Raw genomic sequence first — 16,489 nt, forward strand, 5'->3', positions numbered from 1 at the left:
TTCATGCAGCCAACAATGATTGAGGAGATCACCATGCGCATTTTGCTCGTTTTACTCATAACTTTTTTGATGAACCCCGTTTATGCCGCTTGCAACAGTTCGCTGTTGGATCAGAATTTCCGCAAACTGGCGGGAACCGATACGGTGAATTTGTGCGAAAGCTACGCTGGCAAAGTATTGCTCGTCGTTAACACTGCCAGTAAATGCGGTTACACGCCGCAGTACGAAGGTCTGGAGCAGCTGTACGAAAAATACGAGTCCAAAGGGCTGGTGGTTTTGGGTTTCCCGTCCAACGATTTCATGGGACAGGAACCGGGAACCGAAACGCAAATCCAGGATTTTTGCCGCCTGACCTACGATGTCAAATTCCCGATGTTTGAAAAAACGACAGTGAAGAAAGGTGACGCGCACCCTTTTTATGTGCGGCTGGCAGAGTTGTCGGGTACTTATCCAACTTGGAATTTCCAGAAATACCTGATCGGGCGTGACGGCAAACTGATCACGCATTTCACGCCGCACACCAAGCCCTCCGATCCTGCGGTAGTGTCGGCGATCGAACAGGCTTTGCAACAGTAACGTGATGAACCGGGAACCTGATTCTTCAGGTAATTCAGGCGAACAGAAGCCGGGAATCAGCATTGCCTCGATTCTGGGATTGTCGGTGTTTTTGGGATTAATCACCGGTGCCGGGGCCGGTGTATCGCTAATCTTGCCAGTCACGCTGATTTCCGCGCTCATTCTCTATTTCAACCGGGATAAGATTGCCGCCGCTGACGTGAAAAAAAGCGCGCAATCGCACGCCAAGCCAGCAAAGAGTCATTATGCCTGGCCGGAACCGGGGGAATTCGCCTGCACCGTCTCGGCAGCGCCGTATCAGCAGGCAATCGAACAGTTGATGCAGGAAAATAGTGTCCATTTTGAAACCGCCACGGCTCCGCAATCGTATGACTTTAAAGTCGAACTGATCCCCGATGCAAGCAATCCCTTTGATACCGATGTCGTGCGCGTTGAAATCCACAACCATACCATTGGCCACTTCAGCCGCCAGCAAGCGCACAGTTTCCGGGACAGACTCAAGGAAAAGGAACTAGAGGATCAAATCACGACGTGCCGTGCGATATTGACACGGAATAACGAAACGGATGGCAAAAAACTGGGTTATGGTGTGAGGTTGGATATTGATATCTAGTGTCAGTCCGGTGATATAGTTAGAATAATTATCTATATGAATGAATTTGATAATTTTTTATAAAACTTCCCTCAGGTAATAGTCCACCTTCGCGGATAGCGGATTGGTTTTGCCAAGATTTTCGTAGGTCAGCTCAAGCTTGCTAGTTTCCTCCCATCAGCCGGTGATCATTCGGATTGCCTGGTGGCCGATAGCCTGAATGGTCTTGCAAGCGTGAATTTCACGTTTGCCGGTTTAGGTGGTGAATTGGGTATCGATCTTAGTACCGAAGGCGGCAAAATTTCTTTCATGGTGATAACCGCGGTTGCCGAACCGGAAACTTATGCGATGCTGTTGGCCAGTTTAGGGCTGATGAGCTTTGTGTCATACCGAAGAAAACAGCAGAAAGCTGCCTGATTTTTGTTCCCGTTGGTAGGACTAATACCCCGGTTTCAGCTGGGTTTTTTGTTTGGGGTTTTCTTGACTTCAAGAACTGCCTACATACAATGTATGCATGATTGAGTTCGAGTGGGATACCAATAAGGCGGCTTCAAATCTGAAGAAACATGGAATATCTTTTGAAGAGGCGCAATCCGTCTTTTATGATGATTTTGCAGTGCAGTTTTTTGATGAGAATTCTGTTTCAGAAGATCGGTTTTTGATGCTTGGAATGAGTAACGAAGCCTGAATATTGATCATTTGCTACTGCGAGCGGGATTCAGGAAATGTCATCCGGATTATATCGGCGCGAAAAGCAACGCAATCGGAACGTAAATTTTATCGTGGTGAAGTGTTATGAAAGCTGAATATGATTTGTCAAAAATGAAATCCCGTAAGAATCCGTACGCTGCCAAGCTTAAGAAATCCGTGACGATGCGGTTGAGCGAGGATGTCATCGGTTATTTCAAGAAAATGGCCGATGAGACGGGGGTGCCTTACCAAAATCTTATCAATTTGTACTTAAGGGATTGCGTTTCCCAGCATCGAAAAATCGATATTACCTGGCAAAATAAATCACAGGTTTCGTGATTGTTTTTTTATCATGATTACGCATGAGAGAAACAGTCGTCTTTCAAACGCAAACTTCTTCGCTCGCACTGGTTTGAGCGAAGAAGTTTACTGATGAAGTGGTGAACCGGTAACAGACTTAATTCACGCGAATGCCAATATACGTGGCGTTATTGGTTTCACTGCGTTCACTATAGGCATTGTTGTAATCGATGATGGCGCCGACCCAATAGGTTTGTCCGCTGACCAGATCGGTTGGAATGACCAGGGAGGTATTGAATGTGGTGTCCGGAAAGCCTCTGTATAAAGTGACATTGCCTTCGCCCAGGAACCGGTCGGCTACGCTGATGATGTCATTGCTGGACAGGTAATAGCCCACCTTCGCGGACAGCGGACTGGTTTTGCCAAGGTTTTCATAGGTCAGTTCGAGCTTGATGGTTTGCCCTTTGTTGACGCGGTACACGGGCTCAGCCGTGCCAGCCACCTTTGCCAGTTCGATATTCGATGTATCGAGAATGCGGGTGCGGCCATGTGTGCTGTATTCGCCGCTGCTGCCGGTATGTTTCCAATGCACCACGCCGAGGTCTTCCGGACCGCCCGTCCACAAGCCGTACACCGCTACCAATCCATTGTTGGCATCCTCGCCGCTGTAAGCGGTTGCGGTCGCACCGTTGGCGTGGATATGCGTCCAATCGGATCCCATGATGTTATAGGTATTGGCGGTATGCGCCAATCCGGCGGCATGGCCGAATTCGTGCATGGCAGTCGTTTGGAATGGCCGGTTCGCGCCGCCGTAAGGCCAGAGGCTGGTTTTGCTGGTGGTGTAGTGAAAAGCCACGCTGTTATTGAATATGACATCCGCTTCTTTCAGCGTGCAATCGCCCTTAAACCACACATAAGTGACTGCCGGATAGGTGCCGATGTTCGGGCCGTTATTGGCTTCCCACCAGGCTTCGTTTTCATTGTTGTTGGCGGCAACGCCGGGTTCGTTCCAAACCACGCCGAAGCTCAAGTTGCTGGGATTGCCGTTCCAATGTGAAACCACCGAGGATAGGGCATCCCGCCACGGGCCTACGGGAAAGCCGACGGATGATGCGCGAACGGTGTAATTGTTGCCGCTCCATTTGGTTGAACTGCCGCCGCATTTGATCGTGGTGTAAGCGAATGCCTGTTGAGTCATGGTTGCCAGAAACAGCGCGGCAAGTAATTGGTTGAATCGCGATGCGTTCATGATAAGTCTCCTAATCGTTGGTTCATGCTGTGAATGCAGTGTTCAGATGCCGTGCGGAAATGCGTTTTAATGTTTACGGATCGCCATTTCTTCCGGGCGTATTGCTTCCGGATCAAGCTTGTGGATAACCGGTGTCACAGCCGGTGCGGCCAGCGGTTTTGCTTTTCCAATGGAGAATTGCTCATGAACCGGAACGCTTCTGGCTGCTTTGAGGGTGCTGAGCGCTTGCGGGGTATAGTGCTGATTCACGCTGTCGCCAAGGAATTTACGGAATTGCACCGGTGTCAGTTTTTTAGCATCGGCTGGCGGAGTCCATTCCACTTTGTTTTCGGTTTCAAAGGTAAACTCGTGAACACCGATGCGGTGGGTCACGCTTTTCTTTTCTTCATTGAATTTGCCTTGGTCGAGCTGGCCGTTGCTCAGCAGCCAGATTTCTTGCCAGGCATCCGAATGCACGGCATCTTTGCGGATGCGGAAACGGCCAAAATTACCGCCGACCACCGGTGAAATTTCCACGCCGTTACCGCGTACAAATACGATGTCCTGATCGCCTGCTTGGAATAACGGTACACCCGGAATAATCAGGGTATTGCCGGCATCGTCAGGCCCGCCGCGGAAGCGTAGCGTGATCAATTTATCTTCACTGGAGCGGCCTTTGAAGTTTTTTGTGATCTCGTAAGTAACATAGGTGTGCGGCATAGCGACATCGTCCGCTTTGAGAATATCCGAGGTGCGGTATTCGACGTTGACCACCTTGCCTTCAAAAATCAGATCGGCGTTATGCACCAGCTCCGAAGTGTTGGTGCCGTCCGCGTGCGACGCATGCGTATGCGTGATAACCATCGACAGGGTCAAACCCAGAATCGCTGCTGCTAGTGTTTTTACTTTCATCATAGTTCTCCTCAAACGGGGTGGATCATTGCGCTGCTGAACCGGTTTTGCATAAAACCGTAAAAATTAAAGCAGATGCCAAAAGATAAGATTTTTTGCCGGCTCAGTCAGTGACAAAAACCACAGTCCCATGCCGTCAAATGAATGCGTTGCAGTTTATGATGGATTTTCAATGCGGTAGAAATGGATGTGTGCTGCTATTACTGTGTTTATTATGATTAGCAGTCAATTGTACAAGTGATCAACTCGGTTTTAACCATCGATGAAAACGCGTATGCTCACGCTGACAGCATAGATAAAGGGGATAACGCGTGCATACCATCGGTAAATTCGTGCTTGGTATGATGGAGCCATTGCGGTCAAAATTGATCATTGGCGACGCGATAACCACGATTTTCTTGCCGCTCATATGTTTGAATTGATTATATAAGTCAGATGCTTCTTTACTTTGATCCTATTAGGCAATAGGATAAGTAATCAGTAGGGAGTTGGTATAAAAGCAGAAAAACGCACGGAAGAAGAAAATGCAAGAGCTACTGGTGTTGCGACGTATGGAGTCTTGCTAAGCACACCAAGTGCGGTGCTTTTGGATCTTATTTGGTATGTAACAAATCAAAATTTAAACTTGCTGTAATGTAAATGCTGTATTTCACCCTATTAAAATGATTGATTTGTCTGTCTGATCGACTCGTCTGTCGTGACGAGCTTGGAATCTTGATGGAATGCAATTAAAAGCACCAGACTAAGAAATAACTATCGGTATACTTAATCTCTTCGGGTTATATTCTCCACTTGCTTTCGGCGGTTTTTTTATTTAACGAATTAAAGCTCATGGCTCCTGATTAATGATGGGACTCGATACTGACGCTTCACATCGCTTTAACACCAATCCCAGAGTCAGATTATCGGCCAGGGAAATCGAAAGCATCCACTTTGTGGTGCATCGCTTGCTGGGAGATGGTGCGCGTATTCGCATTTTTGGTTCTAGAGCGCGGTTGGATGAGAAGGGTGGAGATATCGATTTGCTGATCGAAACGGAACAGAAATTGGCTGATCGGGTTTTGACCACATGCCGGTTGACGAGTCAATTGCAGCTGCAACTCGGTGATCAGAAAATCGATGTCATCATCATTGACCCGGAGACACGGGAACAGCCAATCCATCAGATCGCGCGCCAAACCGGTGTAATCTTATGACAGTGGATACGCTCAAAATCGAATCAACCAGGTTGCTGAGTTTATTGAAAATAGTGCGGCGCGAAGGTGCATTGCTGCAGAAAACGGATACGCGGTTATTCACGATGGAACTGGATGCTGCGTGGGTGGAGCGGCTGGAAAACGATGATGATCTGGCGGAACGTCTCGATGCGTTTGTATCGCGTTTTGGCCGGATGCAGGATACTGTGGGAGATAAACTGATACCGGCTCTACTCCGGTCGATGGCGGAAAAAACCGGCAGTGCGTTGGATAACCTGAATCGGGCTGAGAAACTCGGTTTGTTGCCGTCGGTCGAGCATTGGTTGAATGCGCGTAATTTGCGCAATAAGTTGATCCACGAGTATGTGTCCGATCCTGAAGAATTTGCCGCAGCATTGAACAAAGCACATGAGATGGTTTCATTATTGGTTACCGTCTACAACAACATTAATCGTTATGCTCGCTCGCGTATTCCGGCGGCGGAGTGGCCGGAGTTATTACCTTAAGGAGAAGTGATATCCATGAAAATCCATGAATACCAAGCCAAGGAAATTTTACGGCAATACGGCGTTGCAACGCCGCAAGGTATTGCGTGCTTCAGTGTTGACGAAGCGGTGAATGCCGCCAAGCAATTGGGCGGCGAGGTGTGGGCGGTTAAGGCGCAGATTTATGCTGGGGGGCGCGGCAAGGGCGGCGGGGTGAAGGTGGCGCGGTCGTTGGACGAAGTGCGGCAGCGTGCCGGTGAGATATTGGGCATGCGGCTGGTGACGCATCAGACCGGCGCGGAAGGGCAAATTGTGCATCGTCTTTTTATCGAACAGGGTGTAAAGATTGAGAAAGAATTTTATGTCGGCATGGTGGTCGACCGGCGGCAGCAGCGCGTGTGTTTGATGGCGAGCTCGGAAGGCGGCATGGAGATCGAAAAAGTAGCCGCCGAAACGCCGGAGAAGATTCATAAAGTGTTTATCGATCCGGTTGCGGGGTTGAATCAGCAACAAGCCGAGGACATCGCGCAAAAAATTGGCATTCCGGCACAGAGTTTGCCGGGTGCTGTGTCTTTGCTGCAAGGATTGTACCGGGCGTTTGATGAAACCGATGCATCGTTGCTGGAGATCAACCCGCTGGCGTTGACCGCGGAAAAACAAGTGATCGCGCTCGACGCCAAAATGAATTTTGACGATAACGCATTGTTTCGCCACGCTGACATTGTTGCATTGCGTGATCTGGATGAGGAAGATCCGGTCGAGATCGAGGCGTCTAAGCACGAATTATCGTATATCCCGCTCGATGGCAATATCGGTTGCCTGGTGAACGGTGCTGGCCTGGCGATGGCAACGATGGATATCATCAAACTATACGGCGGCAACCCGGCTAATTTTCTCGATGTCGGCGGCGGTGCGACGGCGGAAAAGGTCACCGAAGCGTTTAAGCTGATGCTGTGCAATCCAAAATTGCAGGCGATTCTGGTCAATATTTTCGGCGGCATCATGAAATGCGACGTGATTGCGCAAGGCGTGGTCGCCGCAGCACGCGAAGTGCAACTGACGGTGCCGCTGGTGGTGCGGCTGGAAGGCACCAACGTCGATCTGGGCAAGCAGATTCTCGCCGATTCCGGTTTGCCGATCATCTCGGCGACGGATATGGCCGATGCGGCGCAAAAAGCGGTCAACGCGGCGAAGTCGAAACCGTCTTCGTGCGGTTGTCAGAGTTAATTATCTCAGGAGCACACTATGTCTATTCTGATCAATCGCAACAGCCGTGTCATGACGCAGGGTATAACCGGAAAAACCGGGCAATTTCACACGCGCATGTGCCGCGACTATGCCAATGGCAAGGCATGTTTCGTCGCCGGTGTGAATCCACGCAAGCCGGGTGAGGATTTCGAAGGCATTCCAGTGTACGCCACCGTCAAGGAAGCCAAGCAACAAACTGGCGCCAACGTTTCCGTCATTTATGTACCGCCGCCGTTTGCCGCGGCAGCGATAGACGAAGCGGTGGATGCCGAGCTGGATTTGGTGATTTGTATCACCGAAGGCATTCCGGTACGCGATATGATTCGCACACGTTATAAAATGCAAGGTAAGAAAACCCGGCTGATCGGTCCGAATTGCCCCGGCATCATCACGCCGGATGAGCTCAAGATCGGCATCATGCCCGGCTACATCCACAAAAAAGGCCGCATCGGTGTGGTTTCGCGTTCCGGCACGTTGACCTACGAAGCCGTGGCGCAATTGATGGCGCTTGGGCTTGGACAGTCGACCTGCATCGGTATCGGCGGCGATCCGGTCAACGGTCTGAAACATCTCGATGTGTTGCAATTGTTCAACGACGACGACGAAACCGACGCGGTGTTGATGGTCGGCGAAATCGGCGGCAGCGACGAGGAGGATTGCGCGCGCTGGGTCAAGGAAAATATGCGCAAACCGGTGGCCGGGTTCATCGCCGGTGTCACGGCACCACCGGGTAAACGCATGGGGCATGCCGGTGCAATAATTTCCGGCGGCAAGGGAACGGCACAGGAAAAGCTCGATGTGATGGAGTCCTGCGGTATCAAAGTCACGCGCAATCCGGCTGAAATGGGTAAATTATTGAAATCGGTTTTGTAGTTTATTGAGTAATGAGCAAAGGTACATTCATGCATTTTCGTTTATCGTTTTTCGTCATTCTTTTCACTATCATCGTTTCCGCGTGCAGCACAATGCCTGATAAGCAGCATCCGTTGTCCGATAAGCAACTGCCACTGCCCGGTAAGAAGCCGGAGCGCCCGGCAGGTCCGTTGCCGGAAAGCGCCAAACCCAAATACAACCTGACCGGTTATCCGGAAAATACGCAGCAGGGCTATATCGATGGCTGTGAAACCGCGAAAAGAACCAGTTGGGCTTTCAAGGACCTGAATCGCTATGACAAAGACGGGCAATACCGCATGGGTTGGGATGACGGCTTTGCTTTGTGTACGGGGAAGAAATAGTGCTTTTCAGTAACTAACCGCAATGTCCCGCCTTTATTTCTGCTTTAGTCTGTTGCTTCTGCAAAGCATCCTGCCGGTTGCCGCTTTTTCGCAAGGATTGCCGCCAACTGTTAAGCAAAAACTGCAACAACTGGCTATTCCGGAGACAGCAACCGGTGTGTACGTGCAGGAGATTGGCAAGAATCAGCCGATTGTCGCGGTCAATGCGGATGCGGCGATGAATCCGGCGTCGGTTATGAAATTGCTGACGACGTATGCCGGACTGGAATTACTCGGTCCGGCGTATACCTGGCCGACCATGCTGTACGCCAATGGCAAGATGGCTGACGGTGTATTGCAGGGTGATCTGATCATCAAAGGGTACGGCGATCCCAAGCTGGATCTGGAGAATTTCTGGCTGCTGATTCATCGCCTGCGGCAAACCGGGTTGCACGAAATCAAGGGCAATCTGATACTCGATCACTCGCATTACGACATTCCCGCCGACGATCCGGGCGAGTTCGACGGACAACCCTATCGCACGTATAACGTGCTGCCGGAAGCGTTGCTGGTGAATTACCGCACCTCGACCATTCACCTGTTTCCGGAACCGGACAGAAATTCGGTGCGTGTGGTGGTCGATCCCTTACCGGAATCTTTGCGGGTGGAGAATAATTTAAAGCTTACCCAGGGTAAGTGCGGCGATTGGCAAAATCTGCTGACGATTGAGGTTGTTCCCGGCAAGGAAGAGAAAAATGATTTTACCGTGGCTTTGAACGGGAGTTTTTCCCGGCAGTGCGGCAAACAGTCGTATATGTTGAGTCTGCAAGACAGCGCTGTGTATACCCGCGACCTGTTTAAACGCTTATGGGCGCAGCAGGGCGGGCTATTTGACGGCGATGTGGTGCTGGGCCGGACGCCGCAGAATTTACCGCCGCTGAAAATTTATCAATCTCCGCCGCTGGCGGATATCATCCGCGGCATCAATAAATACAGTAACAATATCGCTGCGCGCCAGCTGTATTTGACACTGGGCACGGGCGATGTGGTCAGCAATAACTCTACCGCGACACTGGCCAAATCGGAGGTGGCAATCCGGCAATGGCTGGCATCCAAGCAACTGAGTTTTCCGGAATTGGTGGTGGAAAACGGTTCCGGCTTATCGCGCAGGGAACAGATCAGCGCGCGGCATATGGGGCAGTTGCTGTTGACTGCATTTAACAGCCCGGTGATGCCGGAGTTTATTTCTTCGCTGCCGATTGCGGCGGTTGACGGCACGCTGAAAAACCGTTTTACCGATACCCCGGTGAAAGGATTGGCGCATATGAAAACCGGCGCGCTCAACAATGTGCGTGCCTTGGCGGGTTATCTGCTGGATAAATCGGGGCGGCGCGTCATCGTGGTTTTTTTTGTCAATCACGAGCAAGCCGGACAGTCCCGCGCCGTCATGGATACGCTGGTGCAGTGGGTGTATAACCGGCAATAGGCTTTTCCCTACGATAAATAGGCCTATTGCTTCAAATGCTTTTTCGGCGTAGAGTTTCGACTCAAGGTAGGTGATCTATTTTGAAATCAGGTGTTTCCTTTCAACCCTCGAGGGAGTGCACAAAATGATGAATGAATATAAGTCTCTCAACGTGAAATGCCTATCCGGCACTGTACACATTTCCCATCCCCTGCCGTCCATTCCAGTCACGTTCGATTCTCCCGCGCTGGAAGTAATGACCGATTTACGCACCATTCATGCCGCAGTTATTGCACCTGGCGTACCGATGGAAATTGCCAATACTTACATGATGCAACGCGGTATCCGCACGCTGCTGGTCATGAACAATGACAATACGCTGGCCGGAATCATCACGGCTACCGATATTCTGGGCGAGAAGCCGATGCGCTTTATTCAGGAGCGTGGCGTGAAGCACCATGAAATTCTGGTGATGGACATCATGACACCACTGGATAAACTGGAAGCCATTTCGCTGGATGAGGTGGTGCATGCGCGGGTCGGTAATATTGTCGCCAGTTTGCGCGAAAGCGGCCGGTTGCATGCACTGGTGATCGACGATAACACCATCGGGCTGCCCAGGATTTGCGGTATTTTTTCCTGGACGCAAATAGAGAAACAATTGGGTATGATCATTTCCCCCAACAATGTTGCGAAGAGCTTTGCGGAAATCGAATCGACATTGATTGCCAGCTAGATCCGGAATTCATTCAAGCAAACAAAGAAGCAGCGCGATTTGATTCCGTTTACGGCTACTGGCATGGAGCCATGAACGGAATCACCATTTTCTGTTCAGATTTTACTATCCAAACCATTCTCGGCAATTTCCGCCGCGCGAAGAATAGCTTTGGCTTTATTCTGCGTTTCTATCCATTCGTTTTGCGGCACCGAATCGGCAACGATTCCCGCGCCTGCCTGGACATGCAGTGTGCCGTCTTTGATGACAGCGGTGCGGATGGCGATAGCCAAGTCCATATCGCCGTTGAAACCGAGATAGCCGACCGCTCCCGCGTACACGCCGCGTTTGGAGACTTCCAGCTCGTCGATGATTTCCATCGCGCGTACTTTGGGCGCGCCGCTGACGGTGCCGGCCGGAAAGGTCGCGCGCAGCACGTCGATGGCGCTGAGCTCAGGTTTTAATTTACCTTCCACGTTAGACACGATGTGCATCACGTGTGAGTAGTTTTCGATTTGCATTTTTTCCGTCACTTTAACCGTTCCGGTTTGCGCGACGCGGCCAATGTCGTTGCGGCCTAAATCCATCAGCATGACGTGTTCGGCGATTTCTTTCGGATCGGCTAACAGATCGGCTGCCAATTCAGCATCTTCCTGCGGATTTTTGCCGCGTGGACGTGTGCCTGCAATCGGCCGGACGGTTACGTTACCGCTTTCAAGGCGTACCAGAATCTCGGGTGAAGCGCCGACGACATGGAAATCATCGAAGTGATAAAAGAACATGTACGGCGATGGATTGAGGCTGCGCAACGCGCGATACAGCGCCAGCGGCGATGCGCCGAAAGGCTTGCTGGTGCGCTGCGATAGCACGACTTGCATAATATCGCCGTCGTAAATGTAGCGTTTGGCCCGCTCCACCGCGGCTTTGAAATCCGCTTCGGGAAATTCGGGAACGGCAGCAGCGGAAGCAACCGCTTGTTCGGTCGGAATCGTAATCGGCTGACGCAGATTGGCCAGCAGTGTTCTCAGACGATTTTGCCCGTCCGCATAAGCATTCTTATTTTCCGGATTCACATAAACGATCAGGTACAGCTTGCCGGAAAGATTGTCCACCACCGCGAGTTCTTCCGATAGCAGCAGCAGCATGTCCGGCGTATTGAGAGCATCCGGTTTGGCGTGACCCTGCAATTTGTGCTCGATGTAACGCACGGTATCGTACGAGAAGTAACCGGCCAGGCCGCCGCAGAAACGCGATTTTCCGGCCGGGCAGGGTGCCGCTTTGAATTGCGCCAGATAGGATTCGACAAAAACCAAGGGATTACTGACAGTAACTGTTTCCGACGAATCCGGACTGATCGTGGTAACCGAATTTTCACGTGCTTCAATACGCGTTGTTGCCGGTAAGCCGATGATCGAAAACCGGCCGAAACGCTCGCCGCCTTGCACCGATTCCAGCAAATAAGAATAAGGCTGGTTCGCCAGCTTCAGATAGATGGATAGCGGTGTATCGAGATCGGCAAAAGTTTCCAGTACAACCGGAATGCGGTTGTATCCTTGCTGCGCAAGCTGATCAAATTCGGCTTCGGTCATGTGCGCAGTCAGGGCAGTTTGGTAATCAATTTGGATGCATCCACCAGTGACTCGACGATGGCATCACAATCGAGCTCGTACACGTTACGCCCTTCGTTATAACCATAGGTAACACAGAACACGTGACAGCCCGCCGCGCGAGCGGCGATAGCGTCGTTCAGCGAGTCACCGATCAGCAGCGCTTCGTGCGGTTGTGCGTTGAAGTGCTTGCAGATATGCGTCAGCGGCAGCGGATCCGGTTTTTTCTTCGGTAGGCTGTCGCCGGACAGAATGATTTCGAATTTGTCGAACAATCCGGTGGCGCGCAGCAGTGGCAGCGTGAATGCTTCCGCTTTATTGGTGATGCAAGCCAGTCTGAAACCGGCTTGCTGTAGTGCTTCCACACCTTCAACCACACCCGGGTAGGGGCGTGTGTTCCGGCTCAGATTGTTCGCGTAGTGTTGTTCATAAATCGGCAGCGCTTTGGCAAACAAAGCGGCATCCGGTTCGCCGTCGAGCTGGCCGGTCAAGGTCCGTTTGACCAGCTTTTGTATGCCTTTACCGATATACGAGCGGATCGTTGCCGTCGATTGCTCCGGCATATTCAGATCTTTCAACATCAGATTCGCGGATAATGCGAGATCCTCGGCGGTGTCGAGCAGCGTGCCATCGAGATCGATCATGATGACTTTGACCGCTAGCGGAAACTCGATTTTCCTTGCCGGGGTGTTTATGTTGCTAGAGAGACTTGGGTTCATTGGAATACAGGAAACAGCCGTTTCAGTGAGTTAAACTTTTGCCAATTCAGCGCGGAATGCAGCCAGGATGGAATCGTAGCGATGCGGATCGGCGTCCTTGCCAGCTTGATAAATAGCGGATCCGGCGACAAAAGTATCGGCACCGGCGCGAGCGATTTCGGCAATGTTGTCAACTTTCACGCCACCGTCGATTTCCAGCAGAATGTCTCTGCCACTCGCATCGATGCGCTTTCTAACGGCGCGCAGTTTGTTCAGCGCTTCGGGAATGAATTTCTGTCCGCCAAAACCGGGGTTGACCGACATAATCAGAACCAAATCCAGTTTGTCGAGCACATGATCCAGATAATGCAGCGGTGTGGCCGGGTTAAATACCAATCCCGCCTTGCAACCTTGTTCCTTGATCAAGCCAATGGTGCGGTCGATATGGTTGGACGCTTCCGGGTGAAACGAAATGATGTTGGCGCCGGCTTTGGCGAAGTCGGGAATAATTCTATCCACGGGTTCGACCATCAAATGCACATCGATCATGGCATCGGTGACCGGGCGAATGGCTTCGCAAACCAAGGGGCCGATGGTGAGATTCGGTACATAGTGATTGTCCATCACGTCAAAATGAACGATATCCGCGCCTGAATCAATCACATCGGTGATCTCTTGACCTAGTTTGGCAAAATTGGCGGAAAGGATGCTGGGGGCGATGCGGTACATGGAAAAAACCTCTCAATTAGCAAATCCGGTATTTTAACCGCAAATGACAAGCTGCGCGTAACAGAGTGAAAATTATTGCGTAAATTATTCCCATCGATACGTCTTAAACTTTTTCTTGGTAAACTACTGCCAAAAGTAAAAACAACCTGGACTGCAAGATGACCGAAGAGAAGAAGTACGAAATCGATGTTACGGTACGCACGTTGTATCTGCCCGATCAATCGGATGAAGAAGCGGATAGGCATGTGTTCGCCTATACCATTACCATAGCCAATAACGGTACGGTGGCTTCCCAGCTGATCAGCCGGCACTGGATCATCGATAATGGCGATGGCACTACGCAGGAAGTGCGCGGGTTGGGCGTTGTGGGCGAGCAACCCTTGCTGAAGCCGGGCGATAGCTTTGAGTACACCAGCGGAACAGTCATTTCGACATCGGTCGGATCGATGAAAGGAAGCTACCAGATGGCGGCGGAAGACGGCTATCACTTTGACGTTGCGATACCGGAATTCATTCTGAGCGCGCCGAGAATATTGCATTAGTGCGGCCGGATTTTTCGTTTAATTCCATGCTTGATATTTTCACACTACCGGTATTTTGATGCCCGGAAAACTGTATTTAATCCCAACTCCGATCAGTCAGGAAAATATGGCTTGGGCTTTGCCTACGGCAGTGCAGCAATGTATCGAGGAATTATCCTATTTTATCGTCGAACATCCGAAAACTGCGCGGCAATTTCTGAGACAACTGAATTGCAAATTGCCTTTGCAGGACTTGCACATGCAAACTTTGAATGAACATACGCCCGCAAAGGATGTGCGGGCGTTGCTCGATCCATTGCTGGCCGGACATGATGTTGGTTTGTTGTCGGAAGCGGGATGTCCGGCAGTGGCGGATCCGGGGGCCGAATTGGTCCGCCTGGCGCATAAAAACAATATTGTCGTGACGCCGCTGGTTGGCCCTTCAGCCATTTTGCTGGCGCTGATGGCATCGGGTTTGAACGGACAACGGTTTGCTTTTCATGGCTATTTGCCGGTGGAAAGTGTTGCGCGGGCAAACAGAATTGTTGAACTGGAAAAATTATCGATCAGTTTGCAGCAGACGCAGATTTTTATCGAAGCGCCGTACCGCAACCAAAAATTACTGGAGCAACTGGTTAGTGTGTGCCGTGACAGTACGGACTTATGCGTGGCAAGTCATCTTACCTTTTCCAGCGAGTTGGTTATGACCAAACCGGTCAAGGAATGGCGGCGTTCGCTGCCGGATATCAATAAGATACCGGCTATTTTTTTATTGCACGGATAAAATTTGCTGACAGGGTATCGTTGAATCCCGGTTCGCGGGAGTTACTGACCGGGTTGTTTTTTCTGAATGAATTCGATTTTGTATCCGTCGGGGTCTTCGATAAATGCAATCACCGTTGTGCCGTGCTTCATCGGGCCCGCTTCGCGGGTTACTTTGCCGCCCATTTTTCTGGTATTTTCGCAGGCTTGGTAAGCATCGTCCACTTCGACGGCAATGTGACCGAAGCCATCACCCAGGTTGTACGACGGTGTGTCCCAATTGTGCGTCAGCTCCAGAACAGCGCCGCTGGCTTCGTCCTGATAGCCGACGAAAGCAAGGGTGAATTTACCGTCGGGATAATCTTTGCGGCGCAGCAGCTTCATACCCAGCACTTGCGTATAAAATGCCAGTGATTTGTCGAGATTGCCGACGCGAAGCATGGTATGCAAAATGCGCATTTATATTTTCACCATCTCAAAATCTTCTTTACGTGCGCCGCATTCCGGGCAAGTCCAGTTGATCGGCACATCTTCCCAGCGCGTGCCCGGTGCAATGCCTTCATCCGGAGATCCCAAGGCTTCATCATAGATATAGCCGCAAATTAAGCACATGTAACGATTGAATTCACGATTCTCTTCGGTAGGCATGATAGATAGCAATTTCCTTTTAGGTTAAAATGATATTTTACGGTATTAATGCATGTTACAGCCACCCCCAATCGTACTTTCTTTTGCAGCCAATGACCCCACCGGCGGAGCAGGTCTGCAGGCTGATCTGCTCACCATTGCCAGTATGGGGTGCCACCCGTTATCGGTGATGACCGCTATTACGGTGCAAGATACAACCGGCGTGGATGATGTCATGGCGCTGGATCCCGAATGGATTGCCGATCAGGCCCGGGCGGTATTGGAAGATATGCCGGTGCATGCATTCAAAATCGGTTTATTGGGCAGCGTTGAGATTATCGCCGCGATCGCCGAAGTGATTTCCGATTATCCGCATATTCCGCTGGTAATGGATCCGGTATTAACCTCCGGGCGCGGGGATGAGCTGGCGAACGATGAGATGATCGATGCGATGCGGGAATTATTACTGCCGCAAGTCACCATATTGACGCCCAATAGCCTGGAAGCCAGGCATCTCGCGCAGCAGGACAATGATAGCAGCGAAAACAAACTGGATTTAAGTCTTTGCGCGCAGCGGTTACTGCATATGGGATGCGAATATGTGCTGATCACCGGCACGCACGAGAATACCGCCCAGGTGACGAACACGCTCTTTGCCGCGGATGGCATTGTGCGCGCGGATCATTGGGAAAGGCTGGAGCATACCTATCACGGTTCGGGTTGCACGCTGGCCTCGGCGATAGCCGCTTCATTGGCCAATGGATTGTCCATCACCGACAGCGTGCTGGAAGCGCAGGACTATACCTGGCATACACTGCAAGCAGGATTCCGTCCCGGCATGGGACAATATATCCCCAACCGGCTTTTCTGGGCTAGAGATACCGAAGACGACCACGATCATGATCACGAAGATAAGAGCTAGTC

22 protein-coding genes are annotated in these 16,489 nt (G+C 51.0%); 15 read left to right on the forward strand and 7 right to left on the reverse strand.

The window, feature by feature from the left end; translation table 11 throughout:
* The first annotated feature begins 33 nt into the window (after positions 1–33).
* The 5 genes from R2083_RS04075 to R2083_RS04095 all read left to right on the forward strand — a co-directional run bounded on the left by R2083_RS04075 (position 34) and on the right by R2083_RS04095 (position 2,197).
* Positions 34–576, forward strand: a complete 543-nt coding sequence (locus R2083_RS04075; protein WP_317530194.1) for a glutathione peroxidase — start codon at positions 34–36, stop codon at positions 574–576.
* Between the two features lie 4 nt (positions 577–580).
* A complete protein-coding gene (locus R2083_RS04080) occupies positions 581–1,189 on the forward strand; it encodes a hypothetical protein (protein WP_317537612.1) in 609 nt (202 codons plus the stop codon).
* Positions 1,190–1,372: 183 nt separating this feature from the next.
* Positions 1,373–1,585, forward strand: a complete 213-nt coding sequence (locus tag R2083_RS04085; protein ID WP_317537613.1) for a PEP-CTERM sorting domain-containing protein — start codon at positions 1,373–1,375, stop codon at positions 1,583–1,585.
* Between the two features lie 97 nt (positions 1,586–1,682).
* Positions 1,683–1,856 carry a BrnT family toxin gene (locus R2083_RS04090; protein WP_317537614.1) on the forward strand — a complete coding sequence of 58 codons (174 nt, stop codon included), beginning with the start codon at positions 1,683–1,685 and terminating at the stop codon, positions 1,854–1,856.
* Between the two features lie 107 nt (positions 1,857–1,963).
* Entirely contained in the window at positions 1,964–2,197 is a 234-nt protein-coding gene (locus R2083_RS04095; protein ID WP_317537615.1) for a CopG family antitoxin, read from the forward strand.
* 118 nt (positions 2,198–2,315) lie between these two features.
* Here R2083_RS04095 and R2083_RS04100 read toward each other — a convergent pair whose 3' ends face one another.
* Together R2083_RS04100 and R2083_RS04105 are read right to left on the reverse strand one after the other, a co-directional pair.
* Positions 2,316–3,407 carry a hypothetical protein gene (locus R2083_RS04100; protein ID WP_317537616.1) on the reverse strand — a complete coding sequence of 364 codons (1,092 nt, stop codon included), beginning with the start codon at positions 3,405–3,407 and terminating at the stop codon, positions 2,316–2,318.
* 66 nt (positions 3,408–3,473) lie between these two features.
* Positions 3,474–4,301, reverse strand: coding sequence for a hypothetical protein (locus tag R2083_RS04105; protein ID WP_317537617.1), 828 nt, complete (start codon positions 4,299–4,301; stop codon positions 3,474–3,476).
* A gap of 842 nt (positions 4,302–5,143) precedes the next feature.
* On the opposite strand from R2083_RS04105, the gene R2083_RS04110 reads away from it, so the two are divergent.
* The 7 genes from R2083_RS04110 (at position 5,144) to R2083_RS04140 (ending at position 10,642) form a co-directional block, all read left to right on the forward strand.
* On the forward strand, positions 5,144–5,494 hold the full coding sequence (locus R2083_RS04110) for a nucleotidyltransferase domain-containing protein (protein ID WP_317530201.1): 351 nt from the start codon (positions 5,144–5,146) through the stop codon (positions 5,492–5,494).
* A complete protein-coding gene (locus R2083_RS04115; RefSeq protein WP_317537618.1) occupies positions 5,491–6,000 on the forward strand; it encodes a hypothetical protein in 510 nt (169 codons plus the stop codon). Before R2083_RS04110 ends, R2083_RS04115 begins: the two co-directional genes overlap by 4 nt.
* A gap of 15 nt (positions 6,001–6,015) precedes the next feature.
* Entirely contained in the window at positions 6,016–7,206 is a 1,191-nt protein-coding gene (gene sucC / locus R2083_RS04120; protein ID WP_317537619.1) for an ADP-forming succinate--CoA ligase subunit beta, read from the forward strand.
* Positions 7,207–7,224: 18 nt separating this feature from the next.
* A complete protein-coding gene (gene sucD, locus R2083_RS04125) occupies positions 7,225–8,100 on the forward strand; it encodes a succinate--CoA ligase subunit alpha (RefSeq protein ID WP_317537620.1) in 876 nt (291 codons plus the stop codon).
* Positions 8,101–8,111: 11 nt separating this feature from the next.
* Positions 8,112–8,462 (forward strand): hypothetical protein, encoded by a 351-nt coding sequence (locus tag R2083_RS04130; protein WP_317530205.1) that lies wholly within the window; start codon positions 8,112–8,114, stop codon positions 8,460–8,462.
* A 22-nt stretch (positions 8,463–8,484) separates the two neighbouring features.
* Entirely contained in the window at positions 8,485–9,927 is a 1,443-nt protein-coding gene (gene dacB, locus R2083_RS04135) for a D-alanyl-D-alanine carboxypeptidase/D-alanyl-D-alanine-endopeptidase (protein ID WP_317530206.1), read from the forward strand.
* Between the two features lie 124 nt (positions 9,928–10,051).
* Positions 10,052–10,642: a CBS domain-containing protein gene (locus R2083_RS04140; RefSeq protein WP_317530207.1), complete on the forward strand. Its 591-nt coding sequence runs from the start codon at positions 10,052–10,054 to the stop codon at positions 10,640–10,642.
* A 95-nt stretch (positions 10,643–10,737) separates the two neighbouring features.
* Here the strand turns inward: R2083_RS04140 and trpE are convergent, their stop codons facing one another.
* Genes trpE through rpe form a run of 3 tightly spaced genes read right to left on the reverse strand, consistent with a single transcriptional unit; the run spans position 10,738 to position 13,655 of the window.
* Positions 10,738–12,210: an anthranilate synthase component I gene (trpE, locus tag R2083_RS04145; protein WP_317537621.1), complete on the reverse strand. Its 1,473-nt coding sequence runs from the start codon at positions 12,208–12,210 to the stop codon at positions 10,738–10,740.
* A gap of 8 nt (positions 12,211–12,218) precedes the next feature.
* Positions 12,219–12,947 carry a phosphoglycolate phosphatase gene (locus tag R2083_RS04150; protein ID WP_317537622.1) on the reverse strand — a complete coding sequence of 243 codons (729 nt, stop codon included), beginning with the start codon at positions 12,945–12,947 and terminating at the stop codon, positions 12,219–12,221.
* A 30-nt stretch (positions 12,948–12,977) separates the two neighbouring features.
* Positions 12,978–13,655 carry a ribulose-phosphate 3-epimerase gene (gene rpe / locus R2083_RS04155; protein ID WP_317537623.1) on the reverse strand — a complete coding sequence of 226 codons (678 nt, stop codon included), beginning with the start codon at positions 13,653–13,655 and terminating at the stop codon, positions 12,978–12,980.
* A 158-nt stretch (positions 13,656–13,813) separates the two neighbouring features.
* Between rpe and apaG the strand changes: the two genes are divergently transcribed.
* Both apaG and R2083_RS04165 read left to right on the forward strand, forming a co-directional pair.
* Positions 13,814–14,197: a Co2+/Mg2+ efflux protein ApaG gene (gene apaG / locus R2083_RS04160; RefSeq protein WP_090320560.1), complete on the forward strand. Its 384-nt coding sequence runs from the start codon at positions 13,814–13,816 to the stop codon at positions 14,195–14,197.
* Between the two features lie 58 nt (positions 14,198–14,255).
* Positions 14,256–14,960 carry an SAM-dependent methyltransferase gene (locus R2083_RS04165; RefSeq protein WP_317537624.1) on the forward strand — a complete coding sequence of 235 codons (705 nt, stop codon included), beginning with the start codon at positions 14,256–14,258 and terminating at the stop codon, positions 14,958–14,960.
* Positions 14,961–15,001: 41 nt separating this feature from the next.
* Here the strand turns inward: R2083_RS04165 and gloA are convergent, their stop codons facing one another.
* Both gloA and R2083_RS04175 read right to left on the reverse strand, forming a co-directional pair.
* Positions 15,002–15,397: a lactoylglutathione lyase gene (gene gloA / locus R2083_RS04170; RefSeq protein WP_317537625.1), complete on the reverse strand. Its 396-nt coding sequence runs from the start codon at positions 15,395–15,397 to the stop codon at positions 15,002–15,004.
* A complete protein-coding gene (locus R2083_RS04175; protein WP_090320551.1) occupies positions 15,398–15,586 on the reverse strand; it encodes a rubredoxin in 189 nt (62 codons plus the stop codon).
* Positions 15,587–15,638: 52 nt separating this feature from the next.
* On the opposite strand from R2083_RS04175, the gene thiD reads away from it, so the two are divergent.
* Entirely contained in the window at positions 15,639–16,487 is an 849-nt protein-coding gene (gene thiD, locus R2083_RS04180) for a bifunctional hydroxymethylpyrimidine kinase/phosphomethylpyrimidine kinase (RefSeq protein WP_317530213.1), read from the forward strand.
* Positions 16,488–16,489: the final 2 nt, after the last annotated feature.

Origin of the sequence: Nitrosomonas sp. Is35 (assembly GCF_033063295.1) — a bacterium.
In the GTDB taxonomy this organism is placed as follows: Bacteria; Pseudomonadota; Gammaproteobacteria; order Burkholderiales; family Nitrosomonadaceae; genus Nitrosomonas.